This is a genomic window from Labrys methylaminiphilus subsp. lupini, assembly GCF_051161885.1.
Lineage (GTDB): Bacteria > Pseudomonadota > Alphaproteobacteria > Rhizobiales > Labraceae > Labrys.
Genome location: NZ_JBMDIH010000001.1, coordinates 4,253,306 through 4,272,525, shown reverse-complemented (window position 1 = coordinate 4,272,525; position 19,220 = coordinate 4,253,306). Strand labels below are relative to the sequence as shown.

Genomic DNA, 19,220 nt, shown 5'->3' with positions numbered 1-19,220 from the left:
CGCAGAGCTTCACAATGGTCAATTATTTCATCCAACGTCCGATCTTCGCCTCGGCCATCGCCATCATCATGGTGATGGCGGGGGCGATTGCCTATTTTCTGTTGCCGGTCGCCCAGTTTCCCAACATCACGCCGCCTCAGATCCAGGTCAGCGCCTCCTATCCTGGTGCCAGCTCGCAAGTCGTCGCCGATACGGTGACCACGCCGCTCGAGCAGCAGATCAACGGCGTGCCGGGCATGATCTACATGTCCTCGGCCAGCTCCAATGACGGTTCGTCCAACATCACCGTCACCTTCGATGTCGGCTATCCCCTGAACATCGCGGCGATGGACGTGCAGAACCGGGTGGCCCAGGCCGCTTCCTCCCTGCCGGCGATCGTCAACCAGTCCGGCGTCTCGGTCACCAAGGCCAATCCGAATTTCGTGCTGATCGTCGACCTGACTTCGCCGGACAATTCGGTCGATTCGGTCGCTCTCAGCAACTACGCTTATCTGCAGATCGTTGATCCCCTGAAGCGCCTGCCGGGCGTCGGCGACGTCAAGATCTTCGGCGAGCGCCGCTATTCCATGCGCATCTGGCTCGATCCGGACAAGCTCGCCAATCTCGGTATCACGGCCGTCGACGTGCAAAATGCCGTCGCCGAGCAGAACGTGCAGGTTGCTGCCGGCAAGATCGGTCAGAACCCGGCACCCGCAGGCACGGCCTTCGAAATGCAGGTGAACGCCACCGGCCGCCTCAGCGATCCGGAGGAGTTCGGCAACATCGTCGTCCGGGCCAACCCGGCCGGTGGCTCGGTGGTGCGCCTGCGCGATGTCGCCCGCATCGAGCTCGGCTCTCTGCAATACTCATCCTCAGCCTATCACGGCGAAAAGCCGATGGTGGTGCTCGGTGTCTTCCAGGCGCCAGGCTCCAACTCGCTCAAGCTGAAGGAATCCGTCGAAGCCAAGATGAAGGAGCTTTCGGCGCGATTCCCCAAGGGCATCGAATATTCGATGAAATACGACACGACGCGCTTCGTGTCGGCCGCGATGGAGGACGTCGTCAAGACGCTGGTCGAGGCGCTCATCCTCGTGGTCCTCGTCGTCTACATCTTCCTGCAGAACTGGCGCACCGTGCTCATTCCGGTCATCGCCATCCCGGTGTCGCTGATCGCGACCATGGTGGTGATGCTGGCCATGGGCTTCTCGCTCAACATGCTCTCGTTGCTGGGCATGGTGCTCGCCATCGGCCTCGTCGTCGACGACGCCATCGTCGTGGTGGAGAACGTCGAGAGACAGCTCGAAGCGGGGCATCCGCCGATGCAGGCGGCCAAGATCGCCATGAAGGAGGTGACGGGTCCGATCGTCGCCACCACGGCGGTGCTGATGGCGGTGTTCGTCCCGGTTGCCTTCATTCCCGGCGTCGCCGGCCAGCTCTACAACCAGTTCGCCCTGACCGTGGCGATCTCGGTCGGCATCTCCGCCTTCAACTCACTGACCCTAAGCCCTGCCCTTTCGGCAGCTTTCCTCAGCCACAAGCCGGCCTCGCGCTTCTTCCTGTTCCGCTGGTTCAATGCCGGCTTCGACAGGCTGTCGCACGGCTATGCCGCCTCGGTGCGTGGCTTCATCCGGCTGCGCTGGCTGATGATGGCAGCGTTCGTGGTGGTGCTCGGCGCGACTTACTGGATCTCGACGCGGGTGCCCTCCACCTTCCTGCCTTCGGAAGACCAGGGTTATTTCTTCGTGGTGCTCCAGCTTCCGGACGGCGCCTCGCTGGAACGCACCGATGCCGCTGCCAAGCAGGTGCGGCAGATCCTGATGGCCGAGCCTGGGGTCGAGGATATCATGTCGATCTCTGGCCTGAACTTCCTCACCAATGCCCAGCAATCGAGCGCCGCGGTCGAGTTCGCGATCCTCAAGCCCTGGGATGAACGTGGGGGAGGCCTCAGCGCCACCGATATCGTCAACAAGGTGCGCCCGAAACTCTTCGGTATCGCCGATGGTTTCGTCCTGGCCTTCGAGCCACCCTCCATCCAGGGCCTGGGAACCACTGGTGGCTTCGAGTTCCAGATCGAGGACCTGAACGGACGCGGCCCCGTCGCCGTGAACGATGCAGCCCAGGCTCTGCTTGCCGAGGCGCGCAAGCAGCCCGAACTCAACCCGCAGACCCTGTTCACCACCTTCTCGACCTCGACGCCGCAATTCAATTACGACCTCGATCGTAACAAGGCCAAGCTGCTCGGTTTGAACCTGCCTGATATCTTCAACACGCTGCAGATCTATCTCGGCTCGCTCTATGTCAACGACTTCAACCAGTTCGGGCGCACCTTCCGCGTCACGCTGCAGGCCGACAAGGATTCGCGTGCCGACCCGGGTGACATCAGCCGCCTCTACGTCCGCAATGCCACCGGCAACATGGTGCCCCTGTCGACGCTGGGATCGTTGAAGCCGATCGTCGGGCCGGAGACGGTGACCCATTACAACAATTACGGTGCCGCTCTGATCAACGGTGCTCCTGCGCCGGGCTACTCCTCGGGACAGGCGATCGAGGCGATGCAGAGGGTTGCCGCCACGACCCTGCCGAACGGCTTCAACTATGAATGGACCGGCATCACCTTCCAGGAGCTCAAGGCCGGCTCGATCGCAGCGGCTGTGTTCGCCCTTGCCATCGTGTTCGTCTTCCTGATCCTGGCGGCCCAGTATGAGAGCTGGTCCATGCCCTTCATGGTCCTGCTGGCGGTGCCGCTCGGCCTGTTCGGTGCGCTGCTCGCCATCTGGTTGCGCAACATGCAGCTCGACGTCTACTCGCAGATCGGCTTCGTCATGCTGATCGGCCTGGCGGCCAAGAACGCCATCCTGATCATCGAGTTCGCCAAGCATCTGCGTGAGCAGGGCCATGGCATCGTCGAGGCAGCGATGGAAGCCGGCCGCCTGCGCCTGCGCCCGATTCTGATGACGGCCTTCGCCTTCATCCTGGGCGTGGTGCCGCTGGTGAAGGCGACCGGGGCCGGCGCGGCCAGCCGGCAATCGCTTGGCACGGCCGTGTTCGGCGGCATGCTGGTCGCCACCGTGCTGACGCTGGTCTTCGTGCCGGTGTTCTACGCCATCATCGAGCGTTGGCGCGAGCGTCGTGCCTCCGCCAGAAAAGACTCACACCATACCGACAGCGCGCCTGATGCGTCCGAGGAGGCTTTGCCGCCCCGGATCCAGGCTGCCGAATAAGGGGATACCGATGCGTATCTGGAAAATCGCCACCGCCATCGTCGTGGTCGCCGCCGCTGGCGGCGGCTACTACCTCAAGGACAAGCCGCATCTCATCGCCGCCGGCCAGGAACTCTTGGCTGGGATGCTGAGCAAGCCGGCTTCCGCCAATCCGGCACCGGCCATGCAGGCCATGCCGGTGCCGGTCGCCTCCGTGGTCAAGAAGTCCATTCCGATCTTCCTCAACTATCCCGCCCGCACGGAGTCGATCCGCAGCATCACCCTGCAGGCCAAGGTCTCGGGTTACATGCTCGAGCAGCCTGTCACCGACGGCGCCGATGTGAAGAAGGGCGATGTCCTTTATCGCATCGACGCGCGCGACTATCAGGCTGCGTTGGCGCAGGTAAAAGCTCAGGCCGAGCGCGATACCGCCGCACTCGACTATGCCAAGAACAGCATGACCCGCGGCAACGACCTCAGCAAGACGGGCTTCCTGTCGAAGGATCTGTTCGACCAGCGCACCAGCGCGGTCAAGCAGGGCGAGGCCACCCTGCTCGCCGACAAGGCGGCGATCCAGGCGGCGGAACTCAACCTGTCCTATACAGAGATCAAGGCGCCCTTCGACGGGCGGATCGGTCGCAACCAGGCCGCCGCCGGCACGCTGGTCAGCCCCGGCGGCACCGTGCTCAACACGCTGGTGCAGGTCAGCCCGATCTATGTCACCTTCACGCCGACAGAAGCCGAGCTGACGCAGATCCTCAGGGCCAAGGCGGCCGGCAAGGTCCCGGCCGATATCACCGTGCCCGGGCAAAACGAAGCCGCCCATCAGGGCGAACTCACCTTCCTCGACAATGTCGTCGATCGGGCCACCGGCACCATCACCGCCCGCGCCACCACGGCCAATGCCGAGCGCAACTTGCTGCCGGGCCAGTATGTCAATCTGCGCCTCAGCATCGGCGAGCGGCCGGACACGCTGCTGGTGCCGCAGGCCGGTCTCGGCTCGAGCCAGCTCGGCAAATATGTCTATGTCGTCGGCGAGGGCAACAAGGTCGAGATGCGCCTGATCGAACTCGGCCCCGCCGAGGGACCGCTGATTGCGGTGACCAAGGGGATCAAGGAAACCGACCAGATCATCACCGGCAACATTCAGAAGATCTTCCCCGGCATGCCGATCCAACCCCTGCCCCAGAAGGCGGGAGCATAACTTCTTCCAGCGGACGACGGGGCCTCGCCTCGGCCCGTCGCAGCGCAGCCTGGCCGGCCCGGATATCGTTCCCGGCCGGCCTTTTTATTCCGGGCGCAGGGATTTCGCTGTGCAACGATGCCACTGATAGGAAGCGGCGTCGGGATCGTCCTTGCGGCCGAAGCACCAGCCCGCCTTGGCGAGTTGTCGTGTGAGGGCGTCGCGCTGATCACAGGCTTGCTGCGTGGCGGGATCGTCGCCACTGCCGCCGCGGCATTGACTGTTCAGGGCTTTCCACTGGTCTATCGAAGCGCTCGACTGCGCCGCAAATACCAATTGTGGCGCAAGGACGAGCCCCGAAAGCAGGAAAGCGAGTGAGGCAATTCTCATCCGTGCGACCTCCGATGCCATCAGCTATCCAGGGGTAGATGAGGTTCGAAAATCAAGCTGTTTCACCGGAAACTTCTTCTGGGCCGGCGGGAACGTTCAGTCCGAAGCCGCGTCCCGCGGTAGCGCCAGCCGGGCCCGGAAGCGCACCTGTGGCGGGCGCACGCCGTGGGAGAGCAAGACCCGCAGCACGGCGGGACGGGCGCCGACGATCTGCACCGTACCACCCCTGCCCGCGGCCTTGCGCACCAGCCCGTGAATGGTGGCTGCAGCGGTTGAATCGATGATCGGCACGCCCGAAAAGTCGATGATAGTCGTCTTCGGATGCTCGCCGATGTCGTCGAGGGCGGCGGCGACCGTGGCGGCCGCGCCGAAGAAGAAGGCACCGGAAATCCGGTAGGCGACCACGTCGGGATTGCTGGCCAAGCCGGCCTCATAAGGCAGGGGGTCCTGATCGCTGCCGGCGTCGGACAGATCCTCTTCGACGACCGGCCGCAATGTCTCGATCTCGACCGCCTCGGCCATGCGGTGCAGGAAGAGGAGGCAACCGAGGGCAAAGCCGATCAGGATGCCCTCGGTGAGATCGCGGAACACCACCACCAGGAAAGTGACTGTCACCACCACGGCATCGCCGCGCGAGGCGCGCACCAGCGTGGCGAACTGGTGGAGCTCGAACATGTTCCAGCACACCACCGCCAGCACCGCCGCGAGGGCCGCCAACGGGATATAGCTTGCAAGCGGGGCCGCCAGCAGCATGAAGGCGAGCACGAAGAGCGAATGCAGAATGCCCGAGACCGGTCCGCGCGCCCCGGCCCGCACATTGGTGGCCGTGCGGGCGATGGTACCGGTGACGCAGATGCCGCCGAACAGGGCCGAGGCCATGTTGGCGATTCCCTGTGCCACCAGCTCGATATTGGAGCGATGGCGCCGGCCGCTCATGCTGTCGGCCACCACGGCGGAAAGCAGACTCTCGATGCCGCCCAGCAGGGCGAAGGCGATCGCGGTCGGCAGGAGTTCGATGACCTTGTCGAGCGACAGGGTCGGCAGATGAGGAGCCGGCAGCGAGCGCGGGATGCCGCCGAAGCGCGTGCCGAGCGTTTCCACAGGTATGCCCGCCAGCCAGACCAGCACGGCCGCCGTGACGGTTGCGATCAGGAAGGCGGGCCAATGGGGGCGTAGGCGCCGGATTACCACGATAAGGCCGATGGCGAAGACGGCGACAGCCGTGGCGGACAGACTGAAGCTCGGCAGGGCGGTGGCGAGCGCCTCGACCTTCTCGACGAAGGGGCCGGGTTCACCATCTTTGAACGTCAGGCCGAGCAGTTCCTTGATCTGGCTGGCGAAGATGATGACCGCGATGCCGGAGGTAAAGCCGACGGTGACGGGGTAGGGAATGTATTTGATGAAGGTGCCAAGCCGGAGGGCACCTATCAAGGTGAGGATGATACCGGCCATGAAGGTGGCGAGGAGGAGGCCGTCCACGCCATGCTGTTGCACGGCGGCGGCAACCAGCACGATGAAGGCGCCGGCGGGGCCGCCGATCTGGAACCGGCTGCCGCCCAGTACCGAGACCACGAAGCCGCCGACGATGGAGGTATAGAGGCCGCGGTCCGGCGTCACGCCGGAGGCGATGGCGATTGCCATGGACAGCGGCAGAGCGACGATGGCGACCGTCAATCCGGCGAGGATGTCGGCCCTCAGCTTGTCCAGCCCGTAGCCTTCCTTGAGAACCGTCACCAGCTTGGGCGTATAGAGCTCGCTGAAGCTGGGTTCATGCACCCGGGCCGTCATTGCTTCTCTCATTTCCGGAGACGGTGCAGAGCGTTCTGCAGACCGCCGCCACTCAACCTCAAAGCGTCTTGTGATCTGATCGCATCGCTTCAAATCGCAAAGACGCGTCGAACCAAAGAGGTAGAGCAGAGAAGCGTTCACGCCTGAACGCGCTTTGCTCTAGGTCAGGCCGAGGGCACCTCCGACGATTTGGGCTGTTTGAGGCGCACACCTCGCCCACCCTCGCGGCTGACAGCATTGTCGCCGATCAGCTCGACGCCGGCGCGGTCAAGCGCCTCGATCACTTTCGTCAACGTATCGACCACACCGCGAACATTGCCTTCGCTCGCTTCCATGCGCTGAACCGTTGGCAGGGAAACCCCCGACAGGTCAGCGAGCTGGCGCTGGTCGATGCCGAGGAGGGCACGGGCAGCGCGCATCTGGGCAGCGGTGATCATAGGCAGCCTCGCATTTATCAAATACTATATTTCAACATTGATGTCTAGGACATCAATTAGAATGTTTAAGCCATCGACACTGGCGGCGCCTGCTGGAGCGTGCAGGGTTGGGAACCCACTCCTGTCCGTCCACGCCGCTTTGCCCTATAGCCGAAGCGTCCTGCGATTTCACGGAATCACCTCGAATCGCAAAGACGCCTCGAAACGAAGAGTTAGAGCAAAGCGACGTTTCGCGTAATTGCTCTCGGTGGTGCTCTCCCTCAACGGCAGAGGGAGTAATTGCGTTTTAGCCGAAAGGCGCTTTGCTTGAGGAAAGGCCGCCAGTGTCCAAAAAAATGCCGGTATGAGCGAGCGGCGCAGCCCGAATTCGCGTATCAGCAAAAGGACGATTGGATTGGTAGTGGCTGACATTATGGCTGTTTTGTTGGGTATCGATACGGGCGGCACCTTCACCGATGCCGTCCTCTATGACGAGGAGAAGGGCGTTCTCGCCAAGGCCAAGTCGCTCACCACCCATCATGATCTCGCCATCGGTGTCGGCGGCGCCGTCGGCGCGGTGCTGGCCCAGTCCGATGTCGCGCCCGCGCGCATCGCCCTCGTTTCGCTCTCCACCACGCTTGCCACCAACGCTATGGTGGAAGGCCAGGGCGGGCGCGTCGGCCTCGTCTATATCGGCTTCGATGCCGATGATGCCGAGCGGCCGGATCTCAAGGCGGCATTGAACGGCGATCCGGTGTTGCTGATTGCCGGCGGGCATGACGCCATGGGCCAGGTCCGCGCGCCGCTCGACGAAGCAGCGCTGATCGAACAGGCCCGCGCCTTGGCGCCGGGGCTGACCGGCTTTGCGGTGACCGGGCGCTTTGCCGTGCTCGATCCCAGCCATGAAATCGCGGCGCGCGAGATTCTGCGGCGCGAAACCGGCCTGCCGGTCACCTGCGGCCATGAACTCTCTGCCAAGCTGGACGGGCCGAAGCGGGCCCTGACCTGTGTGCTCAATGCGCGCCTGATCCATCTCCTCGAGGCGCTGATCGCCGCGACCGAAGGCCAGCTCACCGCGCTCGGTATCGCTGCGCCTTTGATGGTGGTGCGCGGTGACGGCTCGCTGGTGGCGGCCGAGGTGGCCAAGGCCAAGCCGATCGAGACGATTTTCTCGGGCCCGGCCGCCAGCGCCGTGGGCGGAGCCTTCCTCGCCGGTGCTCCGGACGCCCTGATCTCCGACATCGGCGGCACCACCACGGATGTCGTCGTGCTGCGCGGCGCCAGGCCGCGCATCGATCCGGCCGGCGCCCTGATTGGCGGCTTCCGTACCATGGTTGAGGCCATCGCCATCCGCACCTGCGGCCTCGGCGGCGACAGCGAAGTAGCGATCGAACAGCACGGCCTGGATACCTCGCTCAAGCTCGGCCCGCGCCGGGCCGTGCCTTTATCCCTGCTTGCCGACAGCCATGCCGACCTCGTGCATTCAACACTCGACCGCCAGCTCAGGGCCGATCTGCCCAACGACCTCTTCGGCCGCTTCGCCATGCGCCTGCATTCGCCTCTCGCGGAACTGCCGGCATTGGAGGCCGAGGTGCTGGCACGGCTGGAGAACGGACCCCAGCCCGTCGACAAGCTGATCAACAGCCGGCGCGAGCTCAACGCGCTCCAGCGCCTGGTCGTCAGGCGCCTTGCCATCATGGCGGCGCTGACGCCCTCCGATGCCGCGCACCAGCTCGGCCTGCATCACGCCTGGGACAGGGTGGCGGCCGAGAAGGGACTCACTCTGTTTGCCAGACGGCGCAACGCCATGGGATTGCCCTTCGCGGACAGCGCCGAGGCGCTGGCGCGGCGGATCATCGAGACCCTCACGCGCCGTTCGGCCGAGTTCCTGCTGGAATGCGCTCTGGCCGAGGACGGCTTTCGGGAGACAGGCCTGTCGCGCCATGCCTTGTCGGTGGCGGCGCTCGACGGCCATAGCGGCCTCGTCAAGATCGGCCTGTCGCTCACGGCCCCGGTGGTCGGGCTCGGTGCCTCGGCCGCGACCTATTACGGCGATATCGCCGGCATGGTCGGCGCGCCTTCGCTGGTGCCCGAACATGCCGAGGTCGCCAACGCCGTCGGCGCCGTGGTCGGCGGCGTGCATGTTTCGGCCGAAGTGAAGGTGCTGCAGCCGGTGGAGGGAATCTTCCGGGTGTTCACGCGTTCAGGCACGCGCGACATCCTCGATCTCGCCGAGGCGCTGGGCCATGCTCAGGAGGCGGCGCGGATCCAGGCCGAGAGCGACGCCCTTACGGCGGGTGCCGCCTCGGTCGAGATTTCGGTGAGTGTGGACGAGAAGAAGATCGTGGCAGAGGGCCGGGAATTGTTCGTCGAGGCGCTGGTGACGGCCCGGGCGTCGGGCCGGCCGAGGATCAGCGCCTAGACGAAATTCCGACGCTCCTCTCTGCCTTGATTTGACTGATCGTGCGTCGCGCGGCGGGTATGCAGGGCCTTTCGTGCATTCATTTGTTGCATCTCGTGCGTCTGGCGCAGGGTATGCGCCTCGGCCTATTGCTGACCGATCACACCAGCAACGAGCGTTGAAGCCATGCCTGATACCTTATCTCCAAAGCCTGCCGGCACCATCCTGCTCATCGGAGCGTCCCGTGGTCTCGGCCACGCCATGGCCGTCGAATTCGTCAAGAAGGGATGGCATGTCGTCGGTACTGTTCGCGCCCAGGCAGGCAGAACGAAACTGCATGACCTGGCCGACGAGCATGGCAACCAGGTCGAGATCGAAACCGTCGACATCTGCGAGCCGGCCGAGGTCGCAGCACTCGGCGCCCGGCTGGCGGGTCGCCGGTTCGACATTCTGTTTGTGAATGCAGGCGTCACCAACGATCCCGAGGAAACCATCGCGGAGGTGACGACCGAGGAATTCATCCGTGTCATGGTCACCAATGCGTTGAGCCCCCTGCGCGTCATCGAGGACCTGGCGGATCTCGTCACTGGAACGGGCTTGATTGGCGTGATGTCGTCCGGACAGGGCAGTGTCAGCAACAACACATCTGGCATGCGTGAAGTCTATCGCGGCAGCAAGGCAGCCTTGAACATGTTCATGCGCAGCTATGCGGCCCGCCGCGCCGGGGAGACTCACCCGATGGTGCTGATGGCTCCCGGATGGGTTCGCACCGACATGGGTGGCCCCAGTGGACGCCTGTCCATTGAAGAGAGCGTGCCGAGCCTCGTGAACGTGCTTCTCGAAAAACGCAGCAGGCCCGGCCTGGAATATCTCGACTATCGAGGGCAGACCGTTCCTTGGTGAGGGCTGCTTGAGGGCGTGCCCGTCTATTGCCAAACCCCTCAGGCCGAGCATTTCTGGCGGGCGAGGTCGCGCTCGCATTCTGCGCGATGTTGACGCATCGAATGAAGAATTCATTTTCCAAAACGTTTTGGGCGATGATGAAAATCGCGACTGCGATTGACAGGGCAGGAAATTCCAGCGGAAGATGACGCCAACCGCGTCGATGTTGGGGAGCGGGCTGCCGAACTCCCCTTGTCGGAATGCATGCGGAGGGCGGAGCGAATGCCAGGAATGGGTAAGTCGGACCGTCTGCATCATGCGGATCTGGTCTATGCCACCTTGAGTGACGGCACATCGGGTGCCCAGTCTGCGGTCGCGGCCTCCTGGTCGCGCTCCATGAGCCATTACGGCCTCGATCCCGATCACGCGCCGCCGCCCCTGCGCCTCGGCGAAGGCGAATTCAGGGCGGCTTTGTCGCGCATGGAACTGCTGGTCCGCCTTGCGCAGACGACGCTCGACCGCCTGTTCCAGGCCGTTGGTGACGCCGGCTGCTGCGTCCTTCTCACCGATGGAGACGGGGTGCCGCTCGACCGGCGCGGCGAGGCGGGAGACGATGCCGATTTCGAGGCGCTCGGGCTGTGGACGGGCATGGTCTGGAGCGAAAAGAGCGAGGGCACCAATGGTGTCGGCACCTGTATTGCCGAAGGGCGCGCGCTGACCATTCACCGTGACCAGCATTTCCTCACCCGCAATATCGGTCTGAGTTGCACGGTGGCGCCCATCTGGGACGCGAATGGCCGCCTGACGGGCACACTCGACGTTTCGACCTGCCGCTCCGACGTGACGCCGGCCCTGCTCAAGCTGGTGGCGGCTGCCACGAGGGATGCCGCTACCCGCATCGAGACCCAGCATTTCCGCGAGGCCTTCCGCCATGCGCGCATCATGGTCGGGCCCGATGCCGGTTCCGGACCGGTCGGCCTGCTGGCCGTGGACAGGGAGGACCTGGTCATCGGCGCCAGCCGCGCGGCGCGCCTCGTCTACGGGCTGATGGACGAGCATCTCAACCACCCCTTCCCGGCCGGCGATCTCATCGATGGCGAAAGGGTGGGGCCGGGCGAGGGGCTGCTTGCAGGCGAGCGTGCCGCCGTGCGCCAGGCGCTGTCGCGTGCCAAGGGCAATGTCTCCACGGCAGCCCGTCTCCTCGGCGTCAGCCGTGCCACCATGCATCGCAAGATCGCGCGCCTCGGCATCGGCCGCGAGAGTTGATCGGGGGGCTGGTCTTCAGACCAGCCTGGAAGGACCGAGCTGGTCGAATAGGCGGGTCCGAAGACCCGCCCCCCAAATCTGTCTCATCCCTGAGACACATTGCCCTCGTCATCGCCTGTGCCCATCCTGACAAGCAGCCTCGCCCCGCCCATCCTCCCGGCCAGACGACGCCAGTCCCAAAACCTCAATTGGCGCGCTGAAGGAGGAAATTGATGAACAAGCCCGAGATCGTCCGCTCGCCTGGAACGCTGTTCAAGCCCCGCTACGGCAATTTCATCGGTGGCCAATGGCAGGAACCGCGCAGCGGCAAATATTTCGAGAACACCTCTCCCGTAAACGGCCGGGTCCTCTGCCAGATCGCCCGTTCCGATGCCGCTGACGTCGAAGCCGCCCTCGACGCCGCCCATGCCGCCAAGGACGCCTGGGGCCGCACCAGCGTGGCGGAACGCTCGCTGCTGCTGCTGCGCATCGCCCAGGTGATAGAAGACAATCTGGAAACGCTCGCTCTGGCCGAGACCTGGGACAATGGCAAGCCGATCCGCGAGAGCACGGCCGCCGACCTGCCGCTCGGCGTCGACCATTTCCGCTATTTCGCCGGCGTGCTGCGCGCGCAGGAAGGCGGCATCTCCGAAATCGACCACGACACGGTCGCTTATCATTTCCATGAACCGCTCGGCGTTGTCGGCCAGATCATCCCCTGGAACTTCCCATTGCTGATGGCGATATGGAAGCTCGCCCCGGCACTCGCCGCCGGCAATTGCGTGGTGATCAAGCCGGCCGAGCAGACACCTGCCTCCATCCTGGTCCTGGCCGAGCTGATCGGCGATATCCTACCGCCGGGCGTGCTCAACATCGTCAACGGCTTTGGTTTGGAAGCCGGCAAACCTTTGGCGTCCTCCAATCGAATCGCCAAGATCGCCTTCACTGGCGAGACCACCACCGGCCGCCTCATCATGCAATACGCCAGCCAGAACCTGATCCCGGTGACGCTGGAGCTCGGCGGCAAATCGCCCAACATCTTCTTCAAGGACGTCGCCGCCGAGGACGACGACTTCCTCGACAAGGCGATCGAGGGCTTCGTGATGTTCGCCCTCAACCAGGGCGAAGTCTGCACCTGCCCGAGCCGCGCCCTCGTGCATGAAAGCATCTACGACCGCTTCATCGAGAAGGCGCTGAAGCGCGTCGCCGCCATCAAGCAGGGCGATCCGCTCGATCCCACCACTATGATCGGTGCGCAGGCGTCCTCCGAACAGCTCGAAAAGATCCTGAGCTATTTCGATATCGGTCGCCAGGAAGGCGCCGAGGTGTTGATCGGCGGCGAGCGCAACGAACTGCCCGGTGACCTCGCCGGCGGTTATTACGTCAAGCCGACCGTGTTCAAGGGTCACAACAAGATGCGGATCTTCCAGGAGGAGATCTTCGGCCCGGTGGTCTCCGTCACCACCTTCAAGGATGACGAGGAAGCGCTTTCCATCGCCAACGACACGCTCTATGGCCTCGGCGCCGGCATCTGGACACGCGACGGCACGCGCGCCTATCGCTTCGGCCGCGCCATCCAGGCCGGCCGCGTCTGGACCAATTGCTACCACGCCTATCCGGCCCATGCGGCCTTCGGTGGCTACAAGCAGTCCGGCATCGGCCGCGAGAACCACAAGAAGATGCTCGATCACTACCAGCAGACCAAGAACATGCTGGTCAGCTACTCCCCCAAGAAGCTTGGCTTCTTCTGATCCGTGCCGGAGCATTTTGCTCCGGGGATCGCCTTGGCCGCCCGGTTCACGCCGGGCGGCCCTTTTGATAGCCAGGCAGGGTCGGAAGTGGCGATCCGTGCTGGGATGAGGGAACGATTATGCAGGACACCGCCCTCGAACGCGTGACGGCGACGCCGGCCGCCCTCGACCTGATTGCGAGCCTCCAGGCCCGCTACGGCCCCGTGCTGTTCCACCAGTCGGGCGGGTGTTGCGACGGCTCCTCGCCGATGTGCTATCCGCAGGGCGAGTTCATCGTCGGGGACCAGGACGTGCTCTTGGGCAGCATCGGCGATGCGCCCGTCTATATCAGCGCCCTGCAATTCGCCGCCTGGAGCCATACCCAGTTGATCATCGACGTGGTGCCAGGGCGCGGCGGCATGTTCTCCTTGGAGAACGGCACGGAAAAACGCTTCATCACCCGTTCGCGCACTTTCTCGGGCGAGGAGATCTGCGTGCTGCCGGCTGTGAGAAGCGGGGCCTGAAGGCCTTCCCCGGTTGCGCGGGCATCACAGCGACATGCATGCATGTCGCGATGCCCGCGGCGCGGTGTGCCGGTCTTCAGACCGGCATCTTCCTTGCCGATTCCACTCCATCTCTCGATGGAACTGAGAAGATCGGCACGCCAATCCCGCGCTTATCCTCGCCCCACCAGCGGCATCTTGGTGGCCATTACCGTCATGAACTGCACATTGGCCTCGAGCGGCAGGCCGGCCATGTAGACCACCGCATCGGCGACATGCTTCACGTCGAAGGTCGGCTCGGGCTTGATCGAGCCGTCGGCCTGCGGCACGCCGCCCGGCATCTTGGACGCCATCGGCGTCAGCGTGTTGCCGATGTCGATCTGGCCGCAGGCGATGTCATATTTGCGCCCGTCCAGCGACGAGGATTTGGTCAGGCCGGTGACCGCATGCTTGGAGGCGGTGTAGGGCGCCGAATTCGGGCGCGGCGCGGTGGCCGAGATCGAACCATTGTTGATGATGCGCCCGCCCCGCGGTTCCTGCGCCTTCATCACACGGAAGGCCTCCTTGGTGCACAGGAACACGCCGGTAACGTTGGTGTCGATCACCGCCTTCCACTGCTCGAAGGGCAGGTCCTCGATCGGCACGCCGGGGGCGATGGTGCCGGCATTGTTGAAGACGAGGTCGACACGGCCGAGGGCGGCGACGGTGGCGTCGAACAGCGCCGCCACCGAGGCGGGGTCGGTGACGTCGGAGGGGATGGCGCGGGCAGAGGCCGCATGCGGGCTTTCGGCGATCGCCGCTTCCAAGGCCTCCTTGCGACGCCCCGTGAAGACGACAGACCAGCCATCGCCCAGCAGCGCATGCGCGACGGCCTTTCCGATGCCGCTGGCGGCGCCTGTGACGATGGCGATCTTTCCTTGACCCGACATAGGGTTCCTCCCGATTCCAATTCGATTTGTGCTGCAATGCGCAGTTCCGCCCGCCCAGGCGGGTTAGGCCTGACAGGCAGCCGCTTCCGTTGTCAGACAAATATCTCTAATCGGAAATCTCGTACAGGGCGAGCCTCCATGACAGCCATCATGACAGATCTTCACATCCGCAAGCTTTGCAACGCCCTCATCCCGAATGCGGTGCCCTCGAAGCTGGTGCCCGACGTCACCGTCAGCACGGTCGATCGAATGAGCCGCAAGATGGGAGGCCTGTGGGTCGGCGGACGTGTCGAGATCACGCCCGAAGGGTTGTCCTTCGCTGCCAATCGCCTGAACAAGGCCTTTCATATCGGCTTGCAGCCCGTGCACATCCCAATGGCTGCCATCCGCAAGGCTTGGCGGGAATTCGGTTGGGTGACCGGCATCGTCGCCGTCGAGCATGACGAAGGCACGTTCCGCTTCCGCTGCTATGGCGCCCGCAAGGTGGCGGCGGTGCTGGAGAAATATATCGCGGGGCGGCAGGAGCGGTGATGGATCGCTCGGTGAAAGGGCCTGCCTTGTCCGTAGACTCGCAGCGTTCCAAGATGTGGCGCAGAGATCCTTCCCCGAAACCGAGGAAGGATTATTGCGTTTTGTGCGGCTCGGCCGAGATATGTGAATCAGACAGCTGAAGCCGAGGGCGATAGAGCGCACTCTACCAAGGCGCGGGAGCTCGCCGTTGTGAGGCGCCCCAGTTTCTCACCCCAGGCAGGCGATAATGGTCTCGATCACCCGCTTGGTCTCCTCCGGATCCCTGACGCGGATCGAATCGACACCGGCCTCCTTGGCCGCATAGTCGTTGCCGCCCGGGAAGAGGGCGTCACCGGCGAAGATCATCTCCTCGATGGCGATGCCCAGACGGTCGCGCAGCTTGGCGATGCCATAGGCCTTGTCGATGCCCTGCCGGGTCACGTCGATCGATGTGGCGCCGCCCATGCGCACCGAGAAATCCGGTATCGACTTGTCGAGATAGGTCTTGAGGATGGTGCGCTTCTTGAAATCGGGATCCCAGCTGTGCTTGGCCTCGAGGGGGGCCTCCTGGCCGAGTGCGGACATGGTGATCTGGCTGCCGCGATCCTCAATGCGCTCGCCCCAGATCCGCTCGGGCTTGAAGCCAGCCTCAACGAAGGCCGCCTCCAGCGCAGCAACGATGCGCTGCTTGTCTTCCGTGGACAGGTCCTCGCGATAGACGGGCACCCAGGCGCCCCCATCGAAATGGAAGAATTTCGTGCCGCAGGTGGGCAGCAGATGCAGCCGGTCGAAACGATCGCCGGCGGGGAGGTTAGCGAGGAACTGCTTTTCGAATTGCGGCCAGTCGCCGCCCGAGATCACGGCGACCTGGGCGACGGTGAGAAGCTGGCCCAGGAGGGCAGCCATCTCGGCGTCGATGGCCGATTTGCTCTTGGCAAGCGTGCCGTCGAGATCGAAAATGACGAGTTTCTTCATGAAGAGCTTCGATGTCCCTGGGGAAGGAAAGAGTCCGGCCGTTATAAACGAGTTGGCCGGATGCGCCACTCTACGATGGTACAGTCGGGCTCACCCTTTCGGGGCACGCCGCTTTCCCGGGAACTCTCAGTGATCCATGCCGGTGATCACCCGTTCGACCGCCTCCACGCTGGTCGTTTTGGGATCGATGTCGTCGGCGACGACGCGGCCGCGGCGCATCACGACGATACGGTCTACCACTTGGAAGACATGATGGATGTTGTGGGCGATGAAGATGCAGGAATGGCCGGAACTGCGGGCATTGCGCACGAAGTTCAGGACGCCTTGCGTCTCCGCCACGCCCAGATTGTTGGTGGGCTCGTCGAGAATGATGAGGTCGCTGTCGAAATGCATGGCGCGGGCGATGGCCACCGCCTGGCGCTCGCCGCCGGAGAGCGAGCCGATCGGCGTGGTCGGTGCGATGTTCTTGGAGATGCCGACCCTTTTCAAGAGCGTCGTCGCGACCTCGTTCATCTTGGCCTGGTCGAGGCGGTTGAGGAAGCGCGGCCCCTTGATCGGCTCGCGCCCCAGGAAGAGGTTGCGGGCGATCGAAAGCTGCGGCACGAGGGCCGAATCCTGGTAGATCGTCTCGATACCCTCGGCGATCGCGTCGGTGGTGGAGCGCATCACCACCTTCTTGCCACGGACATAGATGTCGCCGGAGGTAGCCGCTACCGCCCCGGACAGGATCTTGATCAGGGTCGATTTCCCAGCCCCGTTGTCGCCGAGCAGCCCGACGATCTCGCGCCTGTTCACCGTGAGGGTGACGTCCTCGATGGCGCGGATGCGGCCATAGGACTTGGCGATGTTCTGCATGCGGACGAGTTCTTCTTGAGGTTCAGCCATCGCTCATCTCCCTTCCTGGTGCCGGCGGTCGAGCCATGAATGCAGCGCCATCATGCCTAAGATGATCGCGCCGATGAAGATGTTGTAGGCCAGACCCGGCACGCCGATCAGCACGATGCCGTTGCGCATCACGCGCAGGATGAAGATGCCGAGCACGGTGCCGATGATGGTGCCCCGGCCGCCGGTGAGCGCGGTGCCGCCGATCACCACCATGGCGATCACCTCCAATTCATAGCCCGTGCCCGAATTGGGATTGGCCGAGGCGGTCCGGATCGATGAGATGATGCCGGCAAAGGCCGAGAGCACCGAGCACAGGATGAAGAGCCAGACCTTGGTGGCATCGACATTGACGCCGCGCGCCCGCGCCGCATTGGGATTGCCGCCCGCCGCCTGGATCCAGTTGCCGTATTTGGTCTTGGTCAGGACATAGCCGAGCACGACGGCCGCGATGGCGAACCAGAGCAGGGACATGTAGACGCGAAAGCCACCGATATAGAAGGTACCGACCAGGATGTCGGCGAGTGGCTGGTCGCCCGCATTCCAGGTGCGCTGGGGAAAGCCGTTGGTGACGAAGAGGGCCGTGCCGCGCACCACCAGGAGCATGCCGAGCGTCACCAGGAAGGAGGGGATCTTCAGCCTGGTGACGAAGAGGCCGTTCACCCAGCCGATCAGCGCCGCGACGACGAGCGCGACGAGGAAGGCTACCCATAGCGGGGTCGCACCGCTGTTGAACAGCGTCCACATCAGCACCGGCGAGAAGCCGAAGAGCGAGCCGACCGAGAGATCGAACTCACCCGAGGTCATCAGCAGCGTCATCGCCAAAGCGATCAGGCCGAGCTCGACGGTAAAGGCCAGGATGTTGCTGAGATTGTCGGCGGAGAGGAAGTCGGGGTTGATGCCGCCGAAGATGGCGAGTTCGATGACCAGGAGCACGAAGGGGCCGAATTCGGGCCGGGCGATCGCGCGCTGGAGCAGGGAGCGTTGTTCCACGAGAATTCCTTGGCGGGTGATGGAGGCGGATGCGGAAGGGGCGCTTCGGGGGCGGTGTGATGATATTGAGATTGGCTCGACATTTGTCATTGCCGGGCTTGACCCGGCAATCCAACCTGCCGCGCAGGCGGTGGCCCGGCCTCCTGGATGCCCGGGTCAGACCCGGGCATGACAACGGTCCGTGTCTCCTACGATATCAAAAGAGGCCACCGCGCTGGACAGCCATTCCCGGCCGTCCGCGCCTGTGAATGCCCTATTTCTTGCCGCTCAGGATGTCGTCATATTGCTGGGCGGCATCCTTCTCGTAGAGCGCGCCGGTGATGACGTTGAAGCCGGGGCGGATGCCGCTCGACGCCATGGCCGCCATCGACAGAGCGATATAGCTGGTCGCCTGCGGATCCTGCCATTGGGCGGCGTTGACATAGCCGTTCAGCACTTCCTGGGTGGTGTCGAGCGAATTGCCCCAACCGACGACCGGGATCTCGCCGGGCTTGACGCCGACCTGGTCGAACACTCGTTTGATGCTACCGGTGACGAGATCTCCCAGGCCGATGATCGCCTTGATCTTCTTGCGGTTGGTGGTGAGGTAGTCGGTCATGCGCGAGATGACTTCGGCCTGGTCGAGCGTGGCCTCGGTGATCTCCCAGGTGATGCCGAGCGGCTTGAACACGCTGGAAATGCCCTGCTCCTCCTGCACGCCATAGGTGGCGCCGGGGATCTCCACCGGCATCCAAACGAAATCGCCAGCCTTCACCAGCTTCTTGTCGACCAGATATTGGGCCCAGGCCGCGCCAAATTTGACGTTGTCGCCGCCGACATAGGCACCGAACTTGGCTTGGGGGTCGGGCGTGTTGAAATTGATGATCGGGATCTTCTTGGCGTTGGCTTCCTCGACCACCTTGATCAGGCTGCCGGGATCGGGGCTGGTGGTGACGATGCCGGCGGCGCCCGCCGCGATCGCCGCGCGCACGGCTTCCTGATGGGAGGCGACGTCGCCATTGTGGAAGGAGGTGTTGACCGTGTTGCCGGTGTCACTGGCCCATTGCTTGGCGCCCGCCAGGAAATAGGTCCACACCGGGTCGGCCGGACCGCCATGGGATATCCAGTAGAATGTCTTCGGGCCGGCTTGCGCCATCGGGAGAGAGGCAGCCAGCGCCAATATCGCGCCGGCAACAGCCAAGACGAATTTCCTGATCATGGGGGTGCCTTGCTCG

16 protein-coding genes are annotated in these 19,220 nt (G+C 64.0%); 8 read left to right on the top strand and 8 right to left on the bottom strand.

Annotated elements, in window-relative coordinates:
- Positions 1-14 precede the first annotated feature (14 nt).
- Complete coding sequence (locus ACN6KF_RS20145) at positions 15-3,200, top strand: efflux RND transporter permease subunit (RefSeq protein ID WP_434958553.1); 3,186 nt, start codon at positions 15-17, stop codon at positions 3,198-3,200.
- Between the two features lie 10 nt (positions 3,201-3,210).
- Positions 3,211-4,383: an efflux RND transporter periplasmic adaptor subunit gene (locus ACN6KF_RS20140; protein ID WP_434958552.1), complete on the top strand. Its 1,173-nt coding sequence runs from the start codon at positions 3,211-3,213 to the stop codon at positions 4,381-4,383.
- 84 nt (positions 4,384-4,467) lie between these two features.
- On the opposite strand, the gene ACN6KF_RS20135 is transcribed toward ACN6KF_RS20140, so the two are convergent.
- The 3 genes from ACN6KF_RS20135 to ACN6KF_RS20125 form a co-directional block, all read right to left on the bottom strand.
- On the bottom strand, positions 4,468-4,752 hold the full coding sequence (locus ACN6KF_RS20135; RefSeq protein WP_434958551.1) for a hypothetical protein: 285 nt from the start codon (positions 4,750-4,752) through the stop codon (positions 4,468-4,470).
- A gap of 96 nt (positions 4,753-4,848) precedes the next feature.
- The gene (locus ACN6KF_RS20130) at positions 4,849-6,540 is read right to left on the bottom strand and encodes a SulP family inorganic anion transporter (protein WP_434958550.1); all 1,692 of its coding nucleotides are present in this window, start codon (positions 6,538-6,540) and stop codon (positions 4,849-4,851) included.
- Positions 6,541-6,704: 164 nt separating this feature from the next.
- On the bottom strand, positions 6,705-6,977 hold the full coding sequence (locus ACN6KF_RS20125; protein ID WP_434958549.1) for a helix-turn-helix domain-containing protein: 273 nt from the start codon (positions 6,975-6,977) through the stop codon (positions 6,705-6,707).
- Between the two features lie 412 nt (positions 6,978-7,389).
- Between ACN6KF_RS20125 and ACN6KF_RS20120 the strand changes: the two genes are divergently transcribed.
- From ACN6KF_RS20120 to ACN6KF_RS20100, 5 genes are all read left to right on the top strand, one after another.
- Entirely contained in the window at positions 7,390-9,378 is a 1,989-nt protein-coding gene (locus tag ACN6KF_RS20120; RefSeq protein ID WP_434958548.1) for a hydantoinase/oxoprolinase N-terminal domain-containing protein, read from the top strand.
- Between the two features lie 165 nt (positions 9,379-9,543).
- Positions 9,544-10,260 (top strand): SDR family NAD(P)-dependent oxidoreductase, encoded by a 717-nt coding sequence (locus ACN6KF_RS20115; protein ID WP_434958547.1) that lies wholly within the window; start codon positions 9,544-9,546, stop codon positions 10,258-10,260.
- Positions 10,261-10,530: 270 nt separating this feature from the next.
- Positions 10,531-11,505 carry a GAF domain-containing protein gene (locus tag ACN6KF_RS20110; RefSeq protein WP_434958546.1) on the top strand — a complete coding sequence of 325 codons (975 nt, stop codon included), beginning with the start codon at positions 10,531-10,533 and terminating at the stop codon, positions 11,503-11,505.
- 212 nt (positions 11,506-11,717) lie between these two features.
- Positions 11,718-13,235 (top strand): aldehyde dehydrogenase, encoded by a 1,518-nt coding sequence (adh, locus tag ACN6KF_RS20105; RefSeq protein WP_434958545.1) that lies wholly within the window; start codon positions 11,718-11,720, stop codon positions 13,233-13,235.
- A 119-nt stretch (positions 13,236-13,354) separates the two neighbouring features.
- Positions 13,355-13,738, top strand: a complete 384-nt coding sequence (locus tag ACN6KF_RS20100; protein WP_434958544.1) for a DUF779 domain-containing protein — start codon at positions 13,355-13,357, stop codon at positions 13,736-13,738.
- A 152-nt stretch (positions 13,739-13,890) separates the two neighbouring features.
- Here ACN6KF_RS20100 and ACN6KF_RS20095 read toward each other — a convergent pair whose 3' ends face one another.
- Complete coding sequence (locus ACN6KF_RS20095; protein WP_434958543.1) at positions 13,891-14,646, bottom strand: SDR family oxidoreductase; 756 nt, start codon at positions 14,644-14,646, stop codon at positions 13,891-13,893.
- A gap of 150 nt (positions 14,647-14,796) precedes the next feature.
- Between ACN6KF_RS20095 and ACN6KF_RS20090 the strand changes: the two genes are divergently transcribed.
- The gene (locus tag ACN6KF_RS20090; protein WP_434958542.1) at positions 14,797-15,177 is read left to right on the top strand and encodes a hypothetical protein; all 381 of its coding nucleotides are present in this window, start codon (positions 14,797-14,799) and stop codon (positions 15,175-15,177) included.
- A 207-nt stretch (positions 15,178-15,384) separates the two neighbouring features.
- Here the strand turns inward: ACN6KF_RS20090 and ACN6KF_RS20085 are convergent, their stop codons facing one another.
- From ACN6KF_RS20085 to ACN6KF_RS20070, 4 genes are all read right to left on the bottom strand, one after another.
- A complete protein-coding gene (locus ACN6KF_RS20085; RefSeq protein ID WP_434958541.1) occupies positions 15,385-16,131 on the bottom strand; it encodes an HAD-IIB family hydrolase in 747 nt (248 codons plus the stop codon).
- A 126-nt stretch (positions 16,132-16,257) separates the two neighbouring features.
- Positions 16,258-17,016: an ATP-binding cassette domain-containing protein gene (locus ACN6KF_RS20080; protein WP_434958540.1), complete on the bottom strand. Its 759-nt coding sequence runs from the start codon at positions 17,014-17,016 to the stop codon at positions 16,258-16,260.
- A 3-nt stretch (positions 17,017-17,019) separates the two neighbouring features.
- Positions 17,020-18,006 (bottom strand): ABC transporter permease, encoded by a 987-nt coding sequence (locus tag ACN6KF_RS20075; protein ID WP_434958539.1) that lies wholly within the window; start codon positions 18,004-18,006, stop codon positions 17,020-17,022.
- Positions 18,007-18,259: 253 nt separating this feature from the next.
- The gene (locus tag ACN6KF_RS20070) at positions 18,260-19,141 is read right to left on the bottom strand and encodes a substrate-binding domain-containing protein (protein ID WP_434959721.1); all 882 of its coding nucleotides are present in this window, start codon (positions 19,139-19,141) and stop codon (positions 18,260-18,262) included.
- Between the last annotated feature and the right edge of the window lie 79 nt (positions 19,142-19,220).